At 71.6% G+C, this 21,642-nt stretch carries 18 protein-coding genes; 13 read left to right on the forward strand and 5 right to left on the reverse strand.

Annotated features, from left to right (window positions below; translation table 11 throughout):
• Positions 1-31: 31 nt before the first annotated feature.
• On the forward strand, positions 32-1,699 hold the full coding sequence (locus ACTMTJ_RS02995) for a trypsin-like peptidase domain-containing protein (protein WP_441214443.1): 1,668 nt from the start codon (positions 32-34) through the stop codon (positions 1,697-1,699).
• A 260-nt stretch (positions 1,700-1,959) separates the two neighbouring features.
• On the forward strand, positions 1,960-5,346 hold the full coding sequence (locus ACTMTJ_RS03000) for a cyclic nucleotide-binding protein (protein ID WP_441214444.1): 3,387 nt from the start codon (positions 1,960-1,962) through the stop codon (positions 5,344-5,346).
• Between the two features lie 296 nt (positions 5,347-5,642).
• Here the strand turns inward: ACTMTJ_RS03000 and ACTMTJ_RS03005 are convergent, their stop codons facing one another.
• Positions 5,643-5,792 (reverse strand): hypothetical protein, encoded by a 150-nt coding sequence (locus tag ACTMTJ_RS03005; RefSeq protein WP_441214445.1) that lies wholly within the window; start codon positions 5,790-5,792, stop codon positions 5,643-5,645.
• Positions 5,793-5,902: 110 nt separating this feature from the next.
• On the opposite strand from ACTMTJ_RS03005, the gene ACTMTJ_RS03010 reads away from it, so the two are divergent.
• The 4 genes from ACTMTJ_RS03010 to ACTMTJ_RS03025 all read left to right on the forward strand — a co-directional run bounded on the left by ACTMTJ_RS03010 (position 5,903) and on the right by ACTMTJ_RS03025 (position 10,981).
• Positions 5,903-6,748, forward strand: coding sequence for a hypothetical protein (locus ACTMTJ_RS03010; protein WP_441214446.1), 846 nt, complete (start codon positions 5,903-5,905; stop codon positions 6,746-6,748).
• A gap of 55 nt (positions 6,749-6,803) precedes the next feature.
• Entirely contained in the window at positions 6,804-7,955 is a 1,152-nt protein-coding gene (locus ACTMTJ_RS03015) for an Os1348 family NHLP clan protein (protein WP_441214447.1), read from the forward strand.
• 93 nt (positions 7,956-8,048) lie between these two features.
• Entirely contained in the window at positions 8,049-9,359 is a 1,311-nt protein-coding gene (locus ACTMTJ_RS03020) for an ABC transporter ATP-binding protein (RefSeq protein ID WP_441214448.1), read from the forward strand.
• An 89-nt stretch (positions 9,360-9,448) separates the two neighbouring features.
• Positions 9,449-10,981 (forward strand): chitinase, encoded by a 1,533-nt coding sequence (locus ACTMTJ_RS03025; RefSeq protein WP_441214449.1) that lies wholly within the window; start codon positions 9,449-9,451, stop codon positions 10,979-10,981.
• A 228-nt stretch (positions 10,982-11,209) separates the two neighbouring features.
• Here the strand turns inward: ACTMTJ_RS03025 and ACTMTJ_RS03030 are convergent, their stop codons facing one another.
• Positions 11,210-12,715, reverse strand: coding sequence for a serine/threonine-protein kinase (locus ACTMTJ_RS03030; protein WP_441214450.1), 1,506 nt, complete (start codon positions 12,713-12,715; stop codon positions 11,210-11,212).
• A 156-nt stretch (positions 12,716-12,871) separates the two neighbouring features.
• On the opposite strand from ACTMTJ_RS03030, the gene ACTMTJ_RS03035 reads away from it, so the two are divergent.
• From ACTMTJ_RS03035 to ACTMTJ_RS03065, 7 genes are all read left to right on the forward strand, one after another.
• Positions 12,872-13,708, forward strand: coding sequence for a patatin-like phospholipase family protein (locus ACTMTJ_RS03035; RefSeq protein WP_441214496.1), 837 nt, complete (start codon positions 12,872-12,874; stop codon positions 13,706-13,708).
• Positions 13,708-14,715, forward strand: a complete 1,008-nt coding sequence (locus tag ACTMTJ_RS03040) for a 1-acyl-sn-glycerol-3-phosphate acyltransferase (RefSeq protein WP_441214451.1) — start codon at positions 13,708-13,710, stop codon at positions 14,713-14,715. Before ACTMTJ_RS03035 ends, ACTMTJ_RS03040 begins: the two co-directional genes overlap by 1 nt.
• A gap of 25 nt (positions 14,716-14,740) precedes the next feature.
• Entirely contained in the window at positions 14,741-15,061 is a 321-nt protein-coding gene (cutA, locus tag ACTMTJ_RS03045) for a divalent-cation tolerance protein CutA (RefSeq protein WP_441214452.1), read from the forward strand.
• Positions 15,062-15,198: 137 nt separating this feature from the next.
• Entirely contained in the window at positions 15,199-16,221 is a 1,023-nt protein-coding gene (locus ACTMTJ_RS03050) for a fatty acid desaturase family protein (protein ID WP_441214453.1), read from the forward strand.
• A 40-nt stretch (positions 16,222-16,261) separates the two neighbouring features.
• Positions 16,262-17,308: a cation diffusion facilitator family transporter gene (locus ACTMTJ_RS03055; RefSeq protein WP_441214454.1), complete on the forward strand. Its 1,047-nt coding sequence runs from the start codon at positions 16,262-16,264 to the stop codon at positions 17,306-17,308.
• Complete coding sequence (locus ACTMTJ_RS03060; protein WP_441214455.1) at positions 17,305-17,565, forward strand: 4a-hydroxytetrahydrobiopterin dehydratase; 261 nt, start codon at positions 17,305-17,307, stop codon at positions 17,563-17,565. The genes ACTMTJ_RS03055 and ACTMTJ_RS03060 overlap by 4 nt, the downstream gene beginning before the upstream one ends.
• A 60-nt stretch (positions 17,566-17,625) precedes the next feature.
• Positions 17,626-18,762 (forward strand): FHA domain-containing protein, encoded by a 1,137-nt coding sequence (locus ACTMTJ_RS03065; RefSeq protein ID WP_441214456.1) that lies wholly within the window; start codon positions 17,626-17,628, stop codon positions 18,760-18,762.
• Positions 18,763-19,075: 313 nt separating this feature from the next.
• On the opposite strand, the gene rocD is transcribed toward ACTMTJ_RS03065, so the two are convergent.
• The 3 genes from rocD to ACTMTJ_RS03080 all read right to left on the reverse strand — a co-directional run bounded on the left by rocD (position 19,076) and on the right by ACTMTJ_RS03080 (position 21,611).
• Positions 19,076-20,251, reverse strand: a complete 1,176-nt coding sequence (rocD, locus tag ACTMTJ_RS03070; protein ID WP_441214497.1) for an ornithine--oxo-acid transaminase — start codon at positions 20,249-20,251, stop codon at positions 19,076-19,078.
• Between the two features lie 32 nt (positions 20,252-20,283).
• Positions 20,284-21,084, reverse strand: a complete 801-nt coding sequence (ddaH, locus tag ACTMTJ_RS03075; RefSeq protein ID WP_441214498.1) for a dimethylargininase — start codon at positions 21,082-21,084, stop codon at positions 20,284-20,286.
• 146 nt (positions 21,085-21,230) lie between these two features.
• Entirely contained in the window at positions 21,231-21,611 is a 381-nt protein-coding gene (locus ACTMTJ_RS03080; RefSeq protein WP_441214457.1) for a hypothetical protein, read from the reverse strand.
• Between the last annotated feature and the right edge of the window lie 31 nt (positions 21,612-21,642).

Consider the following 21,642-nt stretch of genomic DNA (forward strand, 5'->3'; position numbering starts at 1 on the left):
CGTTGAAGAGGGAGCGGGGAAGGTAAATGTCATGAGCGAGCACGAGACCAACCCGCAGCGGCAGCCGGTCAGCCCCGACGCCGAGCCGTCGCACCCGACCACAGAGTTCCCCGCTGCCGCATGGGAGCGGTCCGACTCCTCGGACCAGACCCAGCAGGTGCCGGTCGTCTCCGAGCAGCCCGCGCCGGCGCCGGTCGTCTCGGAGCAGCCCGCGCCGGCGCCGGTTGTCTTCGAGCAGCCCGCGCCGGCGCCGGTTGTCTTCGAGCAGCCCGCGCCGGCGCCGGACACGACCGCCGCGATCCCGGCCGCCGGCCCGGTGCCTCCGGCGCCCGCCGGGGCGCCGCCCGGGTCGTATGGCCCGCCGCCCAGCCCGTGGCAGCACCCCGACCGCGCACACCAGCCGACCTGGCCGGGAAACGCGGGCTACGCCGGCGGTGCCGCGCCACCCGCCGCTCCCGCCCCGGTGGGAGCGGGCCCTGTGCCGCTCGGCCCGCCCTCCCCTGGGCCCGCGGCGCACGGCCCGGTCCCGCCGGGTGCGGTGCCCCCGCCGGCGAGCGGCCCGCCGATCTACGGCCCGCTCCCGCCCGGTGAGGTGCCGGTGTGGGCGCAGCAGCCCGGTGTCCCGCCACAGCGCCAGCGCTCCGGCCGCTTCGGGCGCTACGCGATGCTCGGCGTCGCCGCGGTCGTGCTGATGGCCGGCTCCGGCGTGGCCGGGGGCGCCATCGCGACCGCCCTCGACGACTCGGGCACGACGGTCAACCGCACCTACTCCGCCGCTCCGGTGATCAACGCCGCCGACCTGCCGCGGATCGCCGCCCAGGTGGAAAACAGCGTCGTCTCGATCACCACCGGCAGCGGCGAGGGCTCGGGCGTGGTGCTCACCGCCGACGGCTTCGTGCTGACCAACAACCACGTGGTGGAGGGCGCGCGGGGCGACACGGTCAGCGTGGTCTTCGCCGACGGCAAGACCGCCAGCGCGAAGATCATCGGCACCGACCCGCGCACCGACCTGGCCGTGGTCAAGGCCGACGGCGTATCCGGCCTGGCGGCGGCGAAGTTCGGCGACAGCGACGCGACGCAGGTGGGTGACACGGTGCTCGCCATCGGCAGCCCGCTCGGCCTCCAGGGCTCGGTGACCTCGGGCATCATCAGCGCCAAGGACCGCACGATCCAGGCCGGCGGTAACCAGCAGCAGGACCCGTTCTCCCAGCAGCAGGCGCCGGCCAGCTCGATCTCCGGCCTTCTACAGACCGACGCGCCGATCAACCCGGGCAACTCGGGTGGCGCGCTGGTCAACACCAACGGCGAGGTGATCGGCATCAACACCGCCATCGCCACCTCCGGCCAGAGCTCGGGCAACATCGGCGTCGGCTTCGCCATCCCCAGCAACAAGGCCAAGGAGGTCGCCGACGCCCTCCGCAACGGTGAGAAGGTCAGCCACCCGTCACTCGGCGTGTCGGTCAACGACGCTGACGGTGGCGGCGCGCTCATCGGCGCGGTCACGGCCAACAGCCCCGCCGCAAAGGCCGGCCTCCAGCAGGGCGACGTGGTGAAGAAGTTCGGCGACAAGACGATCAGCGACTCCGACGACCTGGTGGCCGCGGTGCAGTCCGGCAAGGTCGGCGACACGGTGCAGATCACGTACAGCCGAAATGGTCAGGAGCAGACGGCAACCGCGACGCTCGCTGAAGCGTCCTAACAAGCAGAACCGGCGCACTACGGGCGGACCGGTGTCGTAACAACGGCACACCGCCTCCTCCCCAAAGGGCGGCGGGCGACGTGGACCTCGGGGGTTGGACACGTTGCCCGCCGCTCGCTGCTGTGTCGTCACTCTCCGTTGAATTAGCTGTACGGGTGTTGTCAGGTAGCGGACTGGCTCTCCCGTCGGTCGATGTCTGAGCCCTACTCTGCATCCCGCAACCTGGGGGAGGGGTAGCGGTGACGGTCGTTGAGACCCGTGTGAGTGTTTGGGAGGCGCTCGCGGGCCGTGCGCCGGGGCGGCCGGTGGGTCCGGCTGATCCGGGGCTGTGGGCCGCGGTGGTCGAGCGGCTCAATCCCGCGCGGGCTAGGCCGGTGCTACGGCTCGGCATAGAGGCCGTCGAGCTGGTCAACGTCCGTGACGTGCCGTACGTGATGCTCCGTTCGCCGGACGACCGCGGCGGGGCCTGCTACCTGCGGCTGTCCCCGGAGGAGTGGCAGCTCGCCCAGCTGATGGACGGCACCCGGACGGTGGCCCGGCTGGTCGCCGACTTCGCCCGGATCAGCGGCCGCCTGGCGCCCGACCAGGTGACCCGTGTGGTCGCCGACCTGGCCGGCAACAGGATGCTCGCCGAGCTGCCGGTCGACGCGTTCCGCCCGCTCGACGCGGTCGCCCACCGCCCGTTGCCGGTGCGCCTCGGGCGCGGGCTGCTGGCGGTCGTGCGTGGCCGGCGGATGGTGCTGGCCGACATCGACCCGCTGGTCACGTTCCTGTACCGGGCCGGCGGCAAGGTGTTGTTCACCCGGGCGGCGGGGTTCGTGCTGGCGGCGGTGGCCGCGCTCGGGTTGGTGCTGTTCGGCTGGACCTGGTTTCGCGGTGAGCAGGCCGTCTTCCTGACCGGTGGGTCGTACGCGGCGGGCGCGGCGGTGCTGCTCGCGCTGAACGTGCTCGCGCTCGCCTGCCACGAGCTGGGCCACGCGCTGGCCACCAAACACGCCGGACGGCGGGTGCCCGCGGCCGGGTTTTTGGTCTATTTCGGCATCCCGTCGATTTTCGTGGACACCACCGACGTGTGGATGGCGGGCCGGCGCGCCCGGATGCTGACCACCGCGTCCGGGCCCGCGGCTGGTCTGATCCTGGCCGGTCTCGCCCAGATCGTCGGGATCCTGGTGCCGGAGGCGGCGCCGTGGGCGTTCAAGCTGGCCTTCGCCTGGTACCTGAACGCGTTGTTCAACCTCAACCCGTTCCTGGCGCTGGATGGCTACTACTTCCTGATGGATTGGCTGGAGATCGCCAACCTGCGCGCTCGTGGCCTGGCCTATGTGGTGGCCCGCCTCCGCCGCCGCCCGCCGAGGTGGGCCCAGCTCGACCGGGAGGGGCGGATCATCGCCCTGTACGGCACCCTGGCCGTGCTCTGGCTGGTCATCGCCATCAACTTGGGGTGGCGGATCTGGACCGACCGGGTCGAGGGCCTGATTACCGGGTTGTGGCGCTCCGGCTGGCCGGCCCGCCTGCTGCTGTTCGCGGTCGTGGTCGGCCTGGCCGCTCCGCTGGTCTACCTGCTCACCGGCTGGCTCGCCCGGACCTGGCGGCGGGCCCGGCGGCGGGCCGCCGAACGCCGGATCGCCACGGATCTGCCCCGCCGGGTCGACGCGCTGCGCGCCTCGTCGCTGGGGCGGCTGCCGCTCGACCGGCTTACCCACCTGGCCACCCACGCCACCTGGGTACACCCGAGCACGGGCTCGCAGCTCGTCTTCGCCGGCGCCGCCCAGCCCGCCGTGTTCGTGGTGGTCGAGGGCGCGATGGAGGGGCGGCGGCCGGGCGACCCGGCTGGCACGGTGCGTGAGCGGCTCGGGCCGGGTGGTGTGATCGGGTTGGCGGCCGCGGTGACCGGTACCCCGGCGACGCTGGCCTGGCACACCGCCGGGACCACGTTGTTGGCGGTGCCGCCCGCGCTCGTGGCCACCGCGGTTGGCCGGCTGCCCGGCCCACCCCCAGCCGATCGGGCCGAGGCCGAGGCCTTGTTCGCCGACACGCCGGCCCTGGACGGGTTGCCCGCCGAGGACAAGATCGGGCTGATCGCGCAGGCCCGCCCCACCGCGCTGGAACCCGGCGCGCCGGTCATCCTGCCCGCCGCGCACGCGGCGCTGGTCATCGCCACCGGCGTGGTCGTGCTGCCGGACGGCACCGAGCTGCGCCGCGGCACCATGATCGGGCCGATGGGCCACCAGATGGACGAGCCCGTCGCGTACGCCCGCACGCACGTGCGGCTGTGGACCATCCCGGCCGTGTCCGGGCTGCCGCTGCTGCTGGGCGCCTCACCGGCCGGCGCCGCGGCCGAGGCCGGCCCGATCTCGCGCGGCCATTCCGCGCCGGCCGCTGGCGTACACCCGGCCGCCGACTACCCGCCGCTCGCGTCGCCGCCGGGCCCGCCACCGCCGGCCGACGAGGAAGTCGACCGGCGGTTCGAACGCCGCCTGTGGTGGCTGGTGCTGCTGTTCCTGCTGCTGGCGATCGGCAGCGGCGTCGCCAACCTCATCCCCGGCCCGGCGTGGGCCGAGATGCCCGGCGACAAGGCACTGCTCAGCGCCGAACGCGGCCGGATCGTCGCCACCCTCGACGGACGCACCGTCACCCTCAAGACCGGCGACAAGCTGTACGTGGCCGAGGGCAGCGACATCCGCGTCCACACCAAATCCACCGGCCGGCTCACCTTCCGCGGCGGCGCCGCGCTCGTGCTCTGCGCCGACACCCGCACCGACGTCGGCGCGCTGTGGAGCGCCGGCCGCCGCCAGGTCGAGCCGCACGGCGTGCTCACCCTCGACAGTGGACGCGTGCTGGCCGACACGGCGTCGACAAGCGGGGCGTTCACGGCGCTCGCGCTGGAGGTCGGCACCGGCACCAGCCAGGTCGTCAACGACGGGCCGGCGTGGTATTCGGTGACCTCCGGCAACGCGGTCGTCTCCGACGGCAAGGTGGACGTCGACGGCAACCGCCAACCCATAACCAACCGTCCACTCACCTGCGGCGACGGCGTGGTCGTGCGGCCGCCGGCCGGCACGCCCTCGGACAGCCCGGAGCCGTCGGATTCGCTCGTGCCGGAGGAGACGCCGACACCAACTCCGTCGCCGACCGTGAGCCCGACCGAGGCCGACGACCCGGCGAACCCCGATGACCCCGACGCCGACCCGACGACGCCCGGCGTGCCGGCGACGACCCCAGGCCGCACCACACCCGGCGTCTCCCCGACAACGCCAGGCCGCACGACACCACCCCCGACCTCCACGGCACCGACGGAGACTCCGACGCCGGAAGATACTCAGCCACCTGTAGTGGAGTTCGGCGCCGACCGTGAGGTGGTCTTCTGCGGCAACGGGGACCGCGTGGCGATCAACGGCACTGTGACAGATAGCGACACGCCTGCGGGCGAGGTCAGCGTGTCAGCTTCGTGGAGCACCAGCGGGGGGGCTGGTGGGACCATCGACCTAGCTCGAAAGGGCGTGACGATCTCAGGCAACTTCAGCGTCCCGCCAGGGTCGGGCAACCGTGAAGACAGCCTGACAATCACCGTCGTGGCTTCCGATCCTGGGCGAAATCGCGATTCCCAATCCGTCACACTTCCCTGCGACGAGATCATCATCGGCTGAGGAGACATGGGTGCTTTGTTGGTTTTGCGCTAAGGCGGCACGTGGGGGATGCCGGTTCTGCGGGCGCGGCATCTGCGAGGATCACGCGCGCTTCGGGCCGTTCCTCCTGGAGGTGCATCGCTCGGAGGCTCGCCGCCGCGCCGAGGGACTGGTGGTCGAGGACGCTCTCCAGTGCGGCACCTGCCGGCCGCGCCCCCAGCCTGTACCCATGCCAGAGCTCGACTGAGTCGCGCCGCGCTGGTACGCCGACGTTGTCCGGCCCCGGGGTGATCCCCGGGGCCGGACCATCAGATGGTTCACCGCACCGCCATGAGAGCGCATGCGGCGGAGCCGACGCGCAGCCACGCGGTGATCTTCTCGTCGAACCAGCCGAGCAGCTGGTTCACCATGGCGGCCAGCGCCAGGATGGCACCGGCGGAACGCCAGAACTTTCCGTTCTCGGACATGACTACCTCCTTGATGGGATGGGGAAGGTGTACTACCCATAGGTATTTTCGCCGCCGCGGCCAGCGTCACCTAGGACCTCAGGGGCCGAATCTGGTGTAATCTCCAAAGCGTGCCCATCACCGAGCCGGGCAGCATTGACGATCTGGTCGCCGACGCGGCGTCCGCTGGCTACGTGGTGACCAAGCGGATGGTGCGCGACTGGTCCGAGGTCGGCCTTCTGGCCTACCCCACGAAGCGGTCCGCGGGAAAGGGACACGGCTCCCGGCCGGCTCTCTATCCGGCCAACCAGCGTGAGCTCTTCCTGACCCTGCTCGCCAAACGGGCCGAAGCCAGCCGCACCGGTGGCGTCCGGAGCCTGGCCAGGGTGCCGGTCTGGCTCTGGCTCTACTGGGGCGACGAGTACGTGGCGCTGCCGCAAGCGCGCCGCGCGTTTATGACCTGGCTCGGTGATCCCCGCGCCACCAAGGAGCGTGCGAGGGCGACCGCCCGCGAGATGCTCCGCCAACTCGACCATCCCAACGCCACCCGGCAGGCGCGGCGGGAGCTGCTGGCGGTGCTCACGGACATCGGATACACCGGGCGGCTCGACGAGGAGCGCCTCGAGCGGGCGGTCAGAGACGTCTTCGAGCCGGGCCACCAGGGGATCCGTCGTGCGGTTGGCCACCCGGAGGCGCCGATCACGACCGACGCCATGCTGAGGCTGGCCCAGGCGCGCATGACCGCGGTGCGGTGGCTCAGCGAGGGCAAGGTGAGTGACGAGGCGTTCCTCCAGGCGCGTCTGGCGCACCGGGTCCACTTCGCCGACTATGCCGCCAGTCAGCCCCGCTACGCCGCGACCGCCCCGGAGCATCTGCGCGACCTCTACGAGCCCGTGACGGAGCAAAACACCTTCAACGACTGCTGCCTCCACCTGCTCACGGTGATCGGGCTGGAGATACTCTTCCCGGTCCGGTGAGACGTGGCTGACCTGAGGATGTGTCCCGTTGCCGTTCCGGGCTACCGTGGCCGTCATGAGCGACTTCGATGCCGTGCTGGAGCGGCTGGTCACCGACCAGGCGTTCGCGGCGGCGCTGGCGGCTGACCCGGCCGCGGCGCTGGGCGGTTACCGGCTCGACCCGGACGAGATCGAGCTGCTGCACAGCCAGGTCGGTGGCGAGGTTGGCGGGCAGCACGCCGTCGAGGTGCGCACCAACCAGTCGAGCCTCTTCGGCATGCTTTCGCCGCTGGTCGGCATGGCGGGTGCGCTTCCGGGCATCGCCGACAGCCTGCCCAGCGGCGGCGGCCCCACCGCCGGCAGCGGCGGCGGCGTCCCAGCCGACGCGGGTTCCGGCGGGCCAGCGGCACAGCAGGGTTCCGGCGGGCCAGCGGCACAGCAGGGCTTCGGCGGGCTAGCACCCCAGCAGGGCTTCGGCGTGGCATCGGACGGCGGCGGCGTCGCCGGGTTTGGTGCGGCGCCAGCGGGCCAGGCCGGCTTCGGTGTCGCGGGCACCGACGGGTTCGGCGCACCGCCCGGCCACGGTGGCTTCGGCGCGGCCGAGGGCGTGCCGGGTCAAGGCGGCTTCGGCCCGGCGGAGGGCGGGCCTGGCGCGGGCTGGCCGCCCGCGCAGGGCGCTGGGCCGGCCGGTCACCTCTTCCCGGGCGGCCTTCAGGATGGCGGCGGCTTCGGCGGCTTCGGCGACCAGCTCGGCGAGGTGCTCGGCCAAGGCGGCGCCCAAGCCGATCCACCCACCGGCGGCTCGGCCCAGCCACCGACCGGCGGCTCGGCCCAGCCACCCACCGGCGGCGGCTCGGTCCAGCCACCGGGCGGCGTCGACTACGCCGTCCCGGAGGGATACCACGCCGGTCTCGACCTCGACGGTGACGGCCGCGACGACGAGCACATCGTGCGCGGCCGGGCCGATGGCGGGGTCGACATCCTGGTCGACCGCGACGGTGACGGGCGGGTCGACATCATCGGCCACGACGACGACGCCGACGGCCACGTGGAGTCCGCCGACTACGACAAGGACGGCGACGGCCACTTCGAGCGCACGCGATACGACGACGACGGCGACGGCTGGCTCGACCGCACGGTCATGCACGAGGAGACCGAAGAGGGCGACACGAAAGCGGACAGCACAGTCGACTTGGCATCGATAGCCAAGCATCTCCGCATGTCCTGATCGCCACCCGGCGATGCTCACATACCGTCTGGCGCGTCGGCTCTAGCGCGGACACCACCTCTCCCACGACGATGGGCACGGGAGGTGGTCTCCGTGGTCGCCATCGCCACCGACCGGCTGACAAAGGTGTTTCCAGACGGCACCGTCGCGGTCGACGAGGTGACCATCGAGGCTGCGTCCGGAGAGTTCCTCGTGCTGCTCGGGCCGACCGGCTGCGGCAAGTCCACGATCCTCCGCCTCGTCGCCGGGCTGGAGGAGGAGACCAGCGGCCACGTGCTGATCGACGGCAAGGTGGTCGACCGCCTCAGCGCCAAGGAGCGGCGCGTGGCGATGGTCTTCCAGGACTACGCGCTCTATCCACATTTGACGGTCGCGCAAAACATCGGCTTTCCGCTGCGCGCCGGTCACCAGGCGTCCGCCGGCGCGGAGGCGCGGGTGGCCGAGGTGGCCGAGCAGCTGGGCGTGGCGAGCCTGCTCCACCGCCTGCCCGGCCACCTCTCCGGCGGCCAGCGGCAGCGGGTGGCGATGGCGCGCGCGATCGTGCGCCAGCCGCAGGCGTTCCTGCTCGACGAGCCACTGTCCAATCTCGACGCCGGGCTGCGCGCCGAGCTCCGCACCGACGTGGCCGCGCTCGCCCGCCGCCTCGGCGTGACCACGCTCTACGTGACGCACGACCAGACCGAGGCGATGACGATGGCCGACCGGGTGGTCGTGCTGCGCCGCGGCGTGCTCCAGCAGGTCGGCCCGCCCGCCGAGGTGTACGGCGACCCGGCCACGCTCTTCGTCGCGGCGTTCATCGGCACGCCCCGCACCAACCTGCTCCAAGGCGCCATCTACCTGGAGCCCGAGCGCACCGTCGTCGACCTCGGCTCGCAGCTGCTGGAGATCCCGCCCAACGAGGCACTCGCCGGCCACCACAACGACCGGATCACGGTGGCCGTGCGCGCCGACGCGCTGCACCCGGTGCCCGACGGCGCCGAGGGGCCGGTGCTGCGCGGGTCGGTGCGCCTGGTGGAAAACCTCGGCCACGAGGCGCTCGTCCACCTCGACACCGGCACCGCGCCGCCGCCGATCGAGGAGTCGCGGCTGGAGCACCCGGACACCGGCCAGCATCTCGCCGACGTGCTCGCCGAGGATCCGCCGGCGGGGCATCCCTTTCGGCAGGCGCTGGCCCGCATGATGCCCCACCCACGGCCCGAGTCGCACCCGGCGACCGCCCGCACCGAGTACGGTTTCTACCCCGTCTACGACGCCGAGCTCTCCGACCAGCCACCGCTGGGTGACGTGGTGGTCCGCGTGCCGGCGCCGGTGCTGCCCCGCCGCGGGGAGTCGATGACCGTGCGGGTAGACGTCGACAAGCTGATGCTCTTCGACCGCGCCGGCAACCGCATCCGCACCAACTGACAACCGCATCCGCACCAATTAACAGGCCAGCCCCTTTACAAAACTGTTAAGAGTCTTAATAATTGGCCATCCTTCGATGGGAGGCCGCAGTGACTCGCACCCGTTCCCTCGTCTCCGCCCTGGCCGCGGGCGTCCTCGCCGCGACGGCCGCGATCTGGCTGGCCCCCGCGGCGTCGGCGGCCACACCGACCGCCGTCTTCACCAAGACCTCCGACTGGGGCTCCGGGTGGGAGGGCAAGTACACGATCACGAACGGCGGCACCGCGACGATCACCTCCTGGACGGTGGTCTTCGACCTGCCCGCCGGCACGACCGTAGGCACCTACTGGGACGCGCTGATGACGTCCTCCGGTCAGCGATACACGTTCACCAACCGGTCCTGGAACGGCACGCTCGCCCCCGGCGCGAGCACCTCGTTCGGCTTCCTGGGCAACGGCTCCGGGTCACCGCTCAACTGCACGCTCAACGGCCAGCCGTGCGGCGGCGGCACCACACCGACGACCGCGCCGCCGACCACCCGCCCGCCGACGACCGCGCCACCGACCACCCAGCCACCCACCACGCAGCCGCCCACCAGCCCGCCGCCCAACACCGGGCTGCCCAAGCACGCCCTCATCGGCTACCTGCACGCGAGCTTCGCCAACGGTTCCGGCTACCTGCGCATGGCCGACGTCCCCGCCGACTGGGACATCATCAACCTCGCGTTCGGCGAACCGACGAGCGTCACATCCGGCGACATCCGCTTCCGGCTCTGCCCGGCCAGCGAGTGCCCGGGGGTGGAGACGGAAGCCGAGTTCAGCGCGGCCATCCGGGCCAAGCAGCAGCAGGGCAAGAAGGTGCTCATCTCGATCGGCGGCCAGAACGGCCAGGTGCAGCTCACCTCCACCGCCGCACGGGACGCGTTCGTGAGCTCGGTCAGCGCGATCATCGACCGCTACGGCCTCAACGGCCTGGACATCGACTTCGAGGGGCACTCGCTGTCGCTCAACACCGGCGACACCGACTTCCGCAACCCCACCACCCCGGTGATCGTCAACCTCATCTCGGCGCTGCGCACGCTCAAGCAGCGGTACGGCTCCGGGTTCGTCCTCACCATGGCACCGGAGACGTTCTTCGTACAGCTCGGCTACCAGTTCTACGGCTCGGGGCCGTGGGGCGGGCAGGACCCCCGCGCCGGCTCCTACCTCCCGGTGATCTACGCGCTGCGCAATGACATCACCGTGCTGCACGTCCAGGACTACAACTCCGGTCCGATCATGGGGCTGGACAACCAGTACCACACCATGGGCGGCGCGGACTTCCACATCGCGATGACCGACATGCTCCTGGCCGGCTTCCCGGTCGCCGGCAACGCCGCCAACACCTTCCCGGCCCTCCGCGAGGACCAGGTCGCGTTCGGCACGCCCGCGGCGACCAGCGCCGGCAACGGGTACGTCGCGCCGGCCGGCGTGCAGCAGGCGGTGAACTGCCTGGTGCGCGGGCAGAGCTGCGGCTCGTACACCCCGCGCAGCGGCACCAACCCCCACTTCCGCGGCCTGATGACCTGGAGCATCAACTGGGACCGCTACTACAACTGGGAGTTCCGGAACAGCCACCGCCCATTCCTGAACTCCTTGCCCTAAACATTCAAGAGATTTGAGCTACCGCGACGTCCGCGGTGGTCCGGACCGCTGCTCCCGCGGCCTCACCCGTCCGCTGCTGGTCACGCGGTCAGGTCTTGCACCGCGGACATGGCAGCGGAGGTCGGGGATTTCGGCGAGCGCCAAGCGAGCCGCCGGCCTCCGCGGTCTCCGGCGGGAGCGGCGGTCGCAAGTGACGCGGCCCGGGATACCGGGTGTCGAAAGGGTCTTTCAGGCGGCGGTCGCGAGGCGGTCGATTGAGGCGTCGAGCGCTTCGCCGTACGCGCGGTCGATCGAGCCCTCCCACACCCGCTGGTCGACCTTCCTGCGGAGATCGTCCACCGGTCCGGCCAGGTCTACCGGGCCGGTGGCCAGCTTCGACCGCAGGTTGTTGACGAGGTTGGTGAGGTCTTGGCCGACGTCGCGGCGGATCACGCCCTCGTCTACGCCCTCGTCGATGAGGTCGTTGATTTCGGCGATCACCTCGAGCACCGTGGGCGGGCGTGACGGAGGGGGCGTCGTGGCCGGCGTCGAAGCCGGCGGCGCGATCGGTGAGGCCTGCACCGAGGCCATGATCGAGGGGGTCGGCGAGGGCGCGGTCGTCGTGGGCGTCGGGGTCGCCGTCGGGTGCCCGGCTCCCGTGGGCGGCGGCGAATCCGGGTCGCTCAGCGACATCCCCAGCAGGACGGCCGCCGCGAGCGCCACCGCGGACGCCGCTACCGCCACCGCCACTCTCGTGCGGCGGGAACGTCCGGCCGGCCGGTGTGCGGGGCTCCACTCGGGTGCCGACTCGGACGGAAGCTTTACCTCCGGGGGCGGCGGCGGAGGCCCTTCGACCGTCGGCAGCGTGACCGTCGGCGACAACATCGTGGCGGCCTGTGGATCGGACGGAAGCAACTGGTCGCGGAGCACCTCGCCGACCTGGCGCGCCGTGGGGCGCTGGCGCGGGTTGCGCGACAGGCACCGGAAGCAGATGTCGGCCACCGCGGGCGGCAACCCCGGCACCCCGACCAGCCGGGGCACCTCCGGGTCTTCCAGCGCGCGGACCAGATCTTCCCAGGTGTCCGCCGGGTAGGGCGGCTGCCCGGTCAGCGTCTCGAAGAGCAGCACGCCGAGGCAGTACGTGTCGGTGGCCGGCTGCGCGGGCGTGCCGTCGAGCCGCTCCGGCGCCACGTACGCCGGGGTGCCGAACGTGTCGCCCTCTTCGTCTTCGTCCGGCGCGCCGATGTGTGTGGCGATGCCGAAGTCGAGGACCTTGGCGCCGACCGAGGTCATCATGATGTTGGCGGGGGTGACGTCGCGGTGGACGATCCCGAGGCGGTGCGCGGCGGCCAGCGCCTCGGCCACCTGCGCGCAGATCTCGATCGCCTCCGTCCACGGCAGCGGCCCCTCGGTCAGCAGCGACTCCAGCTCCTCGCCGGAGAGCAGCTCCATCACCACGAAGGCGGTGACCGTGCCGTCGGGCGCGATCTCCTCGCCGTAGTCGTGCACCGCGGTCACGTGCGGGTGCACGAGCTGGGCGGCCGCGCGGGCCTCCTCGCGCACCATGTCGCGAAACTTGGCGTCCGCCGCGAGTGACGGCGCCAGCACCTTGACCGCGACGACCCGGTCGAGCACCTCGTCGCGGGCACGCCAGATGACCGACATGCCGCCCGCGCCGATGTTGTCGATCAGGCGGTAGCGCCGGGCGAGCAGGCCACCCGGTTGCAGGGGTGCCGTCGGCTGCGGCGTTGCCATCGTTGTCGCACCTGCCTCGGGGTGGGGAGGTCGTATCAGGCTGCGTGAATCCAGACCCGCTGTCAACGGCGGGTCGGGCAGTCCTGGCCGTGATCACGAAGGGTCATCTCACGCCCGCGAAGCGCACAGGCGCCCGGCCGTGCCACCATGAACGACATGGTCAGCGGCCCGGTGGCGTTCGTGCTCGGCGGTGGCGGAGTCCTCGGCGCCGTCGAGGTCGGCATGCTCCGCGCCCTGTTCCGGGCCGGCATCCGCCCGGATCTCGTGCTCGGCACCTCCATCGGGGCGGTAAACGGTGCCCTTGTGGCCGCCGAACCGACCGAGTCGGTCACCGATCGACTCGTCCGCCTGTGGGCTTCCCCCGAGGCGAGCGAGGTGTACGGCGACTCGGTCGCGCGCCAGCTGCGCCGGTTTGCGGCCCGCACCCACCTGCACTCGCCCCGCCCCCTGCGCCGCCTGCTGGAGCGGGAGTTGGGCGAGGCGACCCGCTTCGACGAGCTGAAGGTGCCGTTCAAGTGCTGCGCGGCGAGCATCGAGCGGGCCGCCGAGCACTGGTTCGAGAGTGGGCTGGTGGTCGAGGCGGTGCTCGCCTCCGCGGCGGTGCCCGGCCTGCTGCCGCCCGCCGAGATAGACGGAGAGCACTTCGTCGATGGCGGCATCGTCAACTCGATCCCGGTCGGCGAGGCGGTGGCGGCCGGTGCCAAGCAGGTCTTCGTCCTCCAGGTCGGTCGCATCGAGCGGCCACTCAGCCCGCCGCGCCGCCCGTGGGAGGTGGCGCAGGTGGCGTTCGAGATCGCCCGGCGGCACCGCTTCGCCCGGGAGATGGCCGCGCTGCCCGACGACGTCGACGTGCACGTGCTGCCCACCGGGGGCGGCGAGCCGCGCGACGACACCCCCTGGGCCTACCGGGACAGGGCCGCAGTCGGCCGCCGGATCAGCCGGGCGTACACCGCCTCCCGCCGCTACTTGCAGTCCTATGTGGATGGCAGCTGATGCCGCTGCCGCCGCGATGGGTGCGCCGGATCGTCCTCGGGCCGCTAGTGGTGGCGCTCGCCCTGTTCGCGGCGACGACGATTCCACTGTGGCTGCTGCTCGCCGCCGCAGCCTCCCCGCTCGTACCCGGGCGCCTGCGGCTGCTCCGTCTCTTGTGGATCGGCGTGGTCTACCTTGTGTGGGACGCGGCCGCCCTGGTCACGCTCTTCGCGCTGTGGCTGGCGTCCGGCTTCGGGTGGAAGGTGCGGTCGCCGGCCTTCCAGCGCGCGCACTACGTGCTCACCGGCCGGTTTCTGCGGGCGCTCTTCTGGCAGGGGCGGTGGGCGCTGCGGGTGAGCATCGACGTCGTCGGCACCGACCCGGACACCGCCGCGCCCGGCCGCCCGGAGGTGGTGCTGTGCCGGCACGCCGGCCCCGGCGACTCGTTCATCCTCATCCAGGCGCTCGTCAACTGGTACGACCGGGAGCCGCGCATCGTCCTGAAGGACACGCTCCAGTGGGATCCCGCCATCGACGTGATGCTCAACCGGCTGCCCAACCGCTTCATCGCGCCCGGCCGCACGCCCGGCGACTCCATCGAGGCGCAGATCGGCCACCTGGCCACCGGTTTGGACGACAACGACGCTCTGGTGATCTTCCCGGAAGGCGGTAACTTCACCCCGCGCCGCCGCATCCGTGCCATCGAGCGGCTGCGCGCCCGCGGGCACGCGGAGATGGCCGCCCGCGCGGAAAACATGCGCAACGTGCTGGCGCCGCAGCCCGGTGGCATGCTCGCCGCCCTCGACGCGGCACCCGACTCCGGGGTGATTTTCGTGGCGCACACAGGGCTTGACCGAATGTTGACAGTTGCCGATATATGGCGCGAGCTGCCGATGGACAAACGCCTGGTCATGCGCTTCTGGTCGGTGCCACCGGAGGAGGTGCCCAGCGACCGCGAGGAGCGGATCGCGTGGCTGTACGACTGGTGGGCCCGGATCGACAAGTGGATCGAAACGTATCGCCTGTAACGCGCGACGCGTATGGTGTCCGCCCGTGGAGCAGATCTGTCTGGTAACGACGGTCGTCGACGCACGTTCTGTCGCGGACGTCCTCGCCGCTTCGGCCGTCGCCGGGCGCCTCGCGGCCAGTGCTCAGGTCGGTGGCCCGGTGGACAGCACGTACTGGTGGGACGGCCGGGTCGAGACGGCACAGGAGTGGACCGTCCAGTTCAAGACCGCGCCGGACCGCGTCGAGGTGCTCGTCGACCACGTGCGGGTGGCCCATCCGTACGACGTTCCCGAGATCCTCGTGACCACCGTCGACAGCGGCAATCCTGGCTACCACACCTGGGTTTACGACCAAACTCGTCGCTGACCCTTAGGGGTAGCGTTACCCCTACCCCACTTACGGGGGTTCCCAGGGTTACTGATCACCGGCACAATGCGGAGACTTGTCTGCATGGCGCCTCGCCGACCCGTCGGGGCGAAAGGCCCTACGACGTGAGGAGAGGCATGACGGTTGGTGCCCTGGCGCAGCCTACCCAAAAACGAGGCAGTGACTACGCCCAGTTGTCGAAACGAGTCAACGCGGCGGGCCTGATGGAGCGCCGCCCAGGGTGGTACACGGCGAAGCTCGTCTTCACCGGCTTGCTGTTCATCGGGGGATGGGTGGCCTTCTTCGCGGTCGGCGACTCATGGTGGCAGGCACTGGTGGGCGTGTTCCTCGCCGTGGCCACCACACAGGTGGCGTTTCTCGGCCACGACGCGGGACATCGGCAGATGTTTCGCACGCGCCGTCCCAGCGAGGTGACTGGGCTCATCGCGGGCAACCTGGCCATCGGCCTCAGCTACGGCTGGTGGATGGACAAGCACACCCGCCACCACGCCAACCCCAACCACGAGGACGAGGACCCCGACGTGGGCGCCGGCGCTCTTGTGTGGACACAGGAGCAGGCGTTGGAGCGCGGCAGGTTCGGCCGTTGGCTGGGCCGCTGGCAGGCATACCTGTTCTTCCCGCTGCTCACGCTCGAGGGGCTCAACCTCCACTACGCCAGCTTCCGCGCCATCAAGGACACGCCCATGCGGCACCGGCGGCTAGAAGCCGTGCTGCTGGTCGTCCACTCGATCGCTTACCTCGCCGCGGTTTTCGCGGTCCTCTCGCCCGTGAAGGCGCTGGTCTTCATCGCCATCCACCAAGGGCTGTGGGGTGTCTACATGGGATGCTCGTTCGCCCCCAACCACAAGGGCATGCCGGTGCTGACCGCCGAAGACGACCTCGACTACCTGCGTAAGCAGGTGCTTACGTCGCGCAACGTGCGCGGTGGCCGGGTAGTCGACTTCGCGCTCGGCGGGCTCAACTACCAGATCGAGCACCACCTCTTCCCGAGCATGCCCCGGCCCAACCTGCGGAAGGTCCAGCCGATCGTGCGGGACTACTGCGCGGAGCAGGGCATCGCGTACGAGGAGACCGGCCTGCTCGACTCGTACGGCCAGGCGCTGCGGCACCTCCACGAGGCGGGCAACCCGCCGCGCTGAGCGGCGGCGCGGTGGCTCCCCGTGCGGCAGGATGAGGGTCATGTCGCACGGGCACGACCACCCGCACCACCACGACGACGGTCACGAGCACCACGACCGCGGCTGGTGGCGGCGGGTGGTCCACGCCGTCCGGCCCCATTCGCACGACACCGCCGACCATGTCGACACCGAGCTGGAGGGCAGCCGCGAGGGCACCCGCGCGGTGTGGATCTCGCTCGCGGTGCTCGGCGTGACCGCGCTGCTCCAGGCCCTCGTGGTCGCCTGGTCCGGCTCGGTGGCCCTGCTCGGCGACACCCTGCACAACGTGGCGGACGCGCTGACCGCGGTGCCGCTGGCGATCGCGTTCGCGGTCGGGCGGCGGGCACCCACCCGGCGGTACACGTACGGCTTCGGCCGGGCCGAAGACCTGGCCGGCATCGTCATCGTCGTGTTCATCGCGGCGTCCGCGGTGGTCGCCGGCATCGAGGCGATCCGGCGGCTGCTCGACCCGGCCGACGTCGACCACCTGCCCGCGGTGGCGGTGGCCGGCCTGCTCGGTTTCGCCGGCAACGAGATCGTCGCGCGGTACCGGATCCGGGTCGGCCGGCGCATCGGCTCGGCCGCGCTGGTCGCCGACGGCCTGCACGCCCGCACCGACGGCTTCACCTCGCTCGGCGTGCTGGCCAGCGCCGGCGGCCTCGCGCTCGGCTGGCGGTGGGCCGACCCGGTCGTCGGCCTCGCCATCACCGCGGCGATCCTCGTGGTGCTCGCCGGGGCGGCTCGCCAGGTGTACCGCCGCCTGATGGACGCGGTCGACCCCGAGCTCGTCGACGCGGTCGAGCACGCGCTGGGGCACACCGAGGGCGTGCGCGGCGTCGGCGCGGTGCGGGTGCGCTGGATCGGCCACCGGATGCGCGCCGAGTGCGAGATCGTCGTCGACCCCACGCTCACCGTCGTGGAGGCGCACGCGGTGGCGGTGGAGGCGGAGCACAGCCTGCTCCACGCCGTGCCCAAGCTGGGATCGGCGATCGTGCACGCGGACCCGGAGCCCATCGCGGGCCGCGACCACCACGAAGCAGTGGCCCACCATCGAAAGGAGCTGTCATGACGCTGGCGGACCTGCCTTCCTGGAGCGGAGACGAGACCGAAATCACGCGGACCGTCGAGCTGCCCGGCTTCATGGACGCGATCGCCGTCATCGACCGCGTCGCGGTGGTCGCCGAGGAGATGAACCACCACCCAGATATCGACATCCGATGGCGGACGCTGACATTTCGGTGCAGCACGCACTCGGCTGGCAAAGTCACCGAGAGCGACTACGAACTGGCCAGGCGGATCGACGAAATCGTCGCAAACCAGTCCTGACCTGCTCGTGTCCCCGGCGGCGGATCGCGGCGGGTGGTGGGCATCGGGCAGGATGTCGGCGTGAGGTTCGAAGTCAGCAAGGTGCTCGACGCCATCGAGCAGCGCCTCACCACCGATCCCGCGCTGGCCCGCGCCGTGGTCGACCTCGCCGAGGTGGTGCGTTACGCCGACCTCGACGGTGGCCGCCCGGCCAGCCTGCTGCGGCTGGGGCTGGTGGTCGACGCGCTCGCCACCCAGCTAGCCGAAGACAACGCCGCCGTCTACGCGGTGGTCCACCGCGGCCTGCTCTCCGACGCCGACCTGACGTCCAACGAGCGGATGGTCGTCCGCCGCTGGGCCGACGACGGCCTCGTCGAGGTGCTGCCGACGGTCGGCGACCGCGTGCTGGAGGTTGCCGACCTGCTGGGGCTGCCGGTGCTGAGCCGCTTGCGGTTCGAGGGCGTCCGCGATCGCTACGGCTGGCTGGCCGGCCAGGCCGGCCGCCTGATGGCCCCGGTGGCCGGCAAGACCGGCGCCACGCTCGTGGCCCAGGTCGGTGGCGGCGCGATCCCGTCGATCGGCTCGCCCGACCCGGTCGGCGCCAAGGTGCTCGCCCGCCTGTGGCGCTGCCCGGAGACCAACTGCGCCAACTTCGGCGGTGGCGGCGGCGCCTTCGCCGACCTGGCCCCCGAGCGCCGGACCGGCGGCCAGCCACCGCCCACCATGCACACCGGCTCGCCCACCTGCCCACGCCACGGCAAGCCACTCACCGACATCGGCGCCCGCCCACCGGCGGAGGCGCTGGCCGTCCGCGTCAGCGGGGTGATCCGCCGCCGCTTCGTGGTGTCCGAAGACTCCCCGGTCGTGGTCGGTCGTGCACCGGAGACCGGCGGCATCATGCTCGGCCAGTGGCTGAGCGAGGAAGCCCGGCGGTGGATCAGCCGCAGCCACGTGCGCTTCGAGATGCGCGGCGGCGAGGTCGTGGCCCAGGACGTGAGCACCAACGGCACGGGCGTCCGGCCCGGCGGCTCGATGGACGAGGCCGAGCGCATGACCCTCAAACACCAGACCCGCGTCCTGTCGCCGGGCGACCTGATCGAGCTCTATCCCGGCGTCCACGTGGGCAAGGCCAAGACACTGACGTCCGCGGCGCCGCTCAACACCGTCTCGGTGATGGCTGAGGCCCCGACGCTCTCGATGCGCATCCTCGAGCGCTAGGGCTTTCAAAAGATTTGAGCTACCGCGACGTCCGTCGTGGTCCAGACCGCTGCTCCCGCGGCCTCACCCATCCGCCGCTGGTCGCGCAAACTCCTCTTGAAGTGGACGTTTGTCCACAATGTCTGACCCTGGAGTGGTTACGCTGCGTGAGGATGGCAGAGGTGGGAGCTGCGAAGACCCCATGCGGGGGCTTGTCCCGCGGACCTGGCAGTGGACGGCCGGGGATTTCGGCTCGCCCTGGCGAGCCGCCGGCCGGGAACGGTGCCCGCGGGAGCATACGGTCCGCAGGTGACGCGGACCGGGGCAAATCTGTCTAGAGGATCGCGGCCAGTTGCTCCACTGCCCAGTCGAGTTCGGCGGGTTCTACGACCAGGGGTGGGGCGAGGCGGATCGTGGAGCCGTGGGTGTCCTTGGCCAGCACGCCGCGCTGGGCCAGGCGCTCGCACGCCTCCCGGCCCGTCATCAGGGCGGGGTCGATGTCGACGCCGGCCCACAGGCCGCGCCCGCGCACCGCCAGCAGGCCGTGACCCACCAGCGCGCCGAGGTCGGCGTGTAGCCGGGCGCCGAGCTCGGCCGAGCGGCGCTGGAAGTCGCCGGTCTTCAGCAGGCCGACCACCTCGGTGGCGACCGCGCAGGCCAGCGGGTTGCCGCCGAACGTGGAGCCGTGCTCGCCGGGCCGCAGCACGCCCAGCACCTCTTGGTCGGCCGCCACCGCGGAGACCGGCACGATGCCGCCGCCGAGGGCCTTGCCCAGCACGTACATGTCGGGGACGACGCCCTCGTCGTCGCAGGCGAAGGTCGTGCCGGTGCGGCCGAGGCCCGACTGGATCTCGTCGGCGACGAACAGGACGCCTTCCGTGGAGCACAGCGCGCGCACGCCGGGCAGGTATCCGGCCGGCGGCACGATCACGCCCTGCTCGCCCTGGATCGGCTCGATCAGCACGGCCACGGTCGTCTCGTCGATCGCGGCGACCATGGCGTCGAGGTCGCCGTAGGGCACGACCTTGAAGCCCGGCGTGTACGGCCCGAAGTCGGCACGCGCGTCCGGGTCGGTGGAGAAACTCACGATCGTGGTGGTGCGTCCGTGGAAGTTGCCCGCCGCCACGACGATGGTGGCCTTGTCGTGTGGCACGCCCTTGATCTTGTACCCCCACTTGCGGGCGACCTTGATGGCGGTCTCGACGGCCTCGGCGCCGGTGTTCATCGGCAGCACGAGGTCTTTGCCGCACAGCTCGGCCAGCCCGCGGCAGAAGGTGGCGAACTGGTCGTGCACGAACGCCCGGCTGGTCAGCGTGAGCCGGTCGAGCTGGGCGTGCGCGGCGGCGACGAGCGCGGGGTGACGGTGGCCGAAGTTGAGCGCGGAGTAGCCGGCCAGGCAGTCGAGGTAGCGCTTGCCGTCGATGTCGGTGACCCAGGCGCCCTCGGCGGAGGAGATGACCACCGGCAGCGGGTGATAGTTGTGCGCCGTCCACCGCTCGGCCTCGGCCATCGCGGCGGGCGTGCGTACAAGATCATCCACGATCACGACCGTACCTCCAGGGTGCAGCACTTCGGGCCGCCGCCGGCCTTGCGTAGCTCGGACAAATCAACGCCAATTGTGTCGTATCCGCGTTCGCGCAGCGCGGCGGCCAGGCCGCTCGCCTGTGCCGGGAGCACGACGTGCCGGCCGTCGCTGACCGCGTTGAGGCCGAGCACCGCGGCGTCCGCGGGCGACGCGAGGACCGCGTCCGGGAAGAGTCGCCGCAGCACGGCCTGGCTGCCGGGGGAGAAGGCCTCCGGGAGGTACGCGACGGTGCGCTCGCCGAGCACGCACAGCGCGGTGTCGAGGTGGTAGAAGCGCGGGTCGACGAGCTGGAGCGTGACCGTGGGGCGGCCGAAGATCTCCTGCGCCCGGTCGTGGGCGGCGGTGGTGGTGCGAAAGCCGGTGCCGGCCAGCAGCATGTCGCCGGCGAGCAGCATGTCGCCTTCGCCCTCGTTGACGTGCTTGGCCTCGTGCACCTCGAAGCCGGCCCGCTCGAACCAGTGCGCGTATGCGGGCGCCTCGTCGGCCCGCTGCGGGTCGCGAAACTCGACCGCCAGCACCTTGCCGTCGACGACGGTGGCGCCGTTGGCCGCGAACACCATGTCGGGCAGCCCCGGCAGTGGATCGATCTCGTCGACCGTGTGGCCGAGGTCGAGGTAGACGGCCCGCAGCGACTCCCACTGCCGCACCGCGAGACCGGCGTCGACCGGGGCGGTCGGGTCCATCCAGGGATTGATCGCGTACTCCACGGCGAAGTACGTCGGCCGGCACATGAGGTAGCGCCGGTGGGTGGCGTCCATCGTCATGCCGACAACGCTATGTGGCGCCGACCTTCGGAAACCACCGATGAATCTTGCTTCTAGCGGCGATTCGTTGCGCGTTTTAGGACTGTGACAAGCGAATTGTTGTGGGGCGGCCGACCCGACCGCCCCACAACACTGCCGTGTCAGAACCTGTCGACCGTCTGGGCGTCGAGCCAGTTGCGCAGGTCGCCGACCTCATTGCTGGTCGTGGTGATCCAGGACAGGGAGTCGGTCACCACGAGGATGCCGAGGACGATCGCGCCCAAGCCGAGCACGAGCGCCAGCATCGCCTCGGAACGGCCGGCCACGTGCCGACGGCCGGTCGCCGAGATGCCACCGATGGCGAGCAACACGGCCAGCGCGCCGGCCGCGATGCCGTACCCGGCGAGAGTGCCGGTCAGCACGGCGAGCGCGCTGACGACTCCCACGATCAGGGCGAGCGTCGTCATCAGGCTGGACCGCGGCCGCGGCCCGCGCGGCTCGATCACAGGCTCCGGCTCGCGGCGGGTCTCGGTCCGCTCCACCGGCTCGAGGTTTTCGGTAGGCGTCTCGTCC

The organism is Phytohabitans sp. LJ34, from assembly GCF_052068095.1.
Lineage (GTDB): Bacteria > Actinomycetota > Actinomycetes > Mycobacteriales > Micromonosporaceae > Phytohabitans.

Coding starts and splice junctions, on each gene's coding strand:
- ACTMTJ_RS02995 (WP_441214443.1), top strand. CDS start 32: ATGAGCGAGCACGAGACCAACCCGCAGCGGCAGCCGGTCAGCCCCGAC.
- ACTMTJ_RS03005 (WP_441214445.1), bottom strand. CDS start 5,792: ATGTCCGAGAACGGAAAGTTCTGGCGTTCCGCCGGTGCCATCCTGGCG.
- ACTMTJ_RS03015 (WP_441214447.1), top strand. CDS start 6,804: ATGAGCGACTTCGATGCCGTGCTGGAGCGGCTGGTCACCGACCAGGCG.
- ACTMTJ_RS03030 (WP_441214450.1), bottom strand. CDS start 12,715: ATGGCAACGCCGCAGCCGACGGCACCCCTGCAACCGGGTGGCCTGCTC.
- ACTMTJ_RS03035 (WP_441214496.1), top strand. CDS start 12,872: ATGGTCAGCGGCCCGGTGGCGTTCGTGCTCGGCGGTGGCGGAGTCCTC.
- ACTMTJ_RS03040 (WP_441214451.1), top strand. CDS start 13,708: ATGCCGCTGCCGCCGCGATGGGTGCGCCGGATCGTCCTCGGGCCGCTA.
- ACTMTJ_RS03050 (WP_441214453.1), top strand. CDS start 15,199: ATGACGGTTGGTGCCCTGGCGCAGCCTACCCAAAAACGAGGCAGTGAC.
- ACTMTJ_RS03055 (WP_441214454.1), top strand. CDS start 16,262: ATGTCGCACGGGCACGACCACCCGCACCACCACGACGACGGTCACGAG.
- ACTMTJ_RS03060 (WP_441214455.1), top strand. CDS start 17,305: ATGACGCTGGCGGACCTGCCTTCCTGGAGCGGAGACGAGACCGAAATC.
- rocD (WP_441214497.1), bottom strand. CDS start 20,251: ATGGCCGAGGCCGAGCGGTGGACGGCGCACAACTATCACCCGCTGCCG.
- ddaH (WP_441214498.1), bottom strand. CDS start 21,084: ATGGACGCCACCCACCGGCGCTACCTCATGTGCCGGCCGACGTACTTC.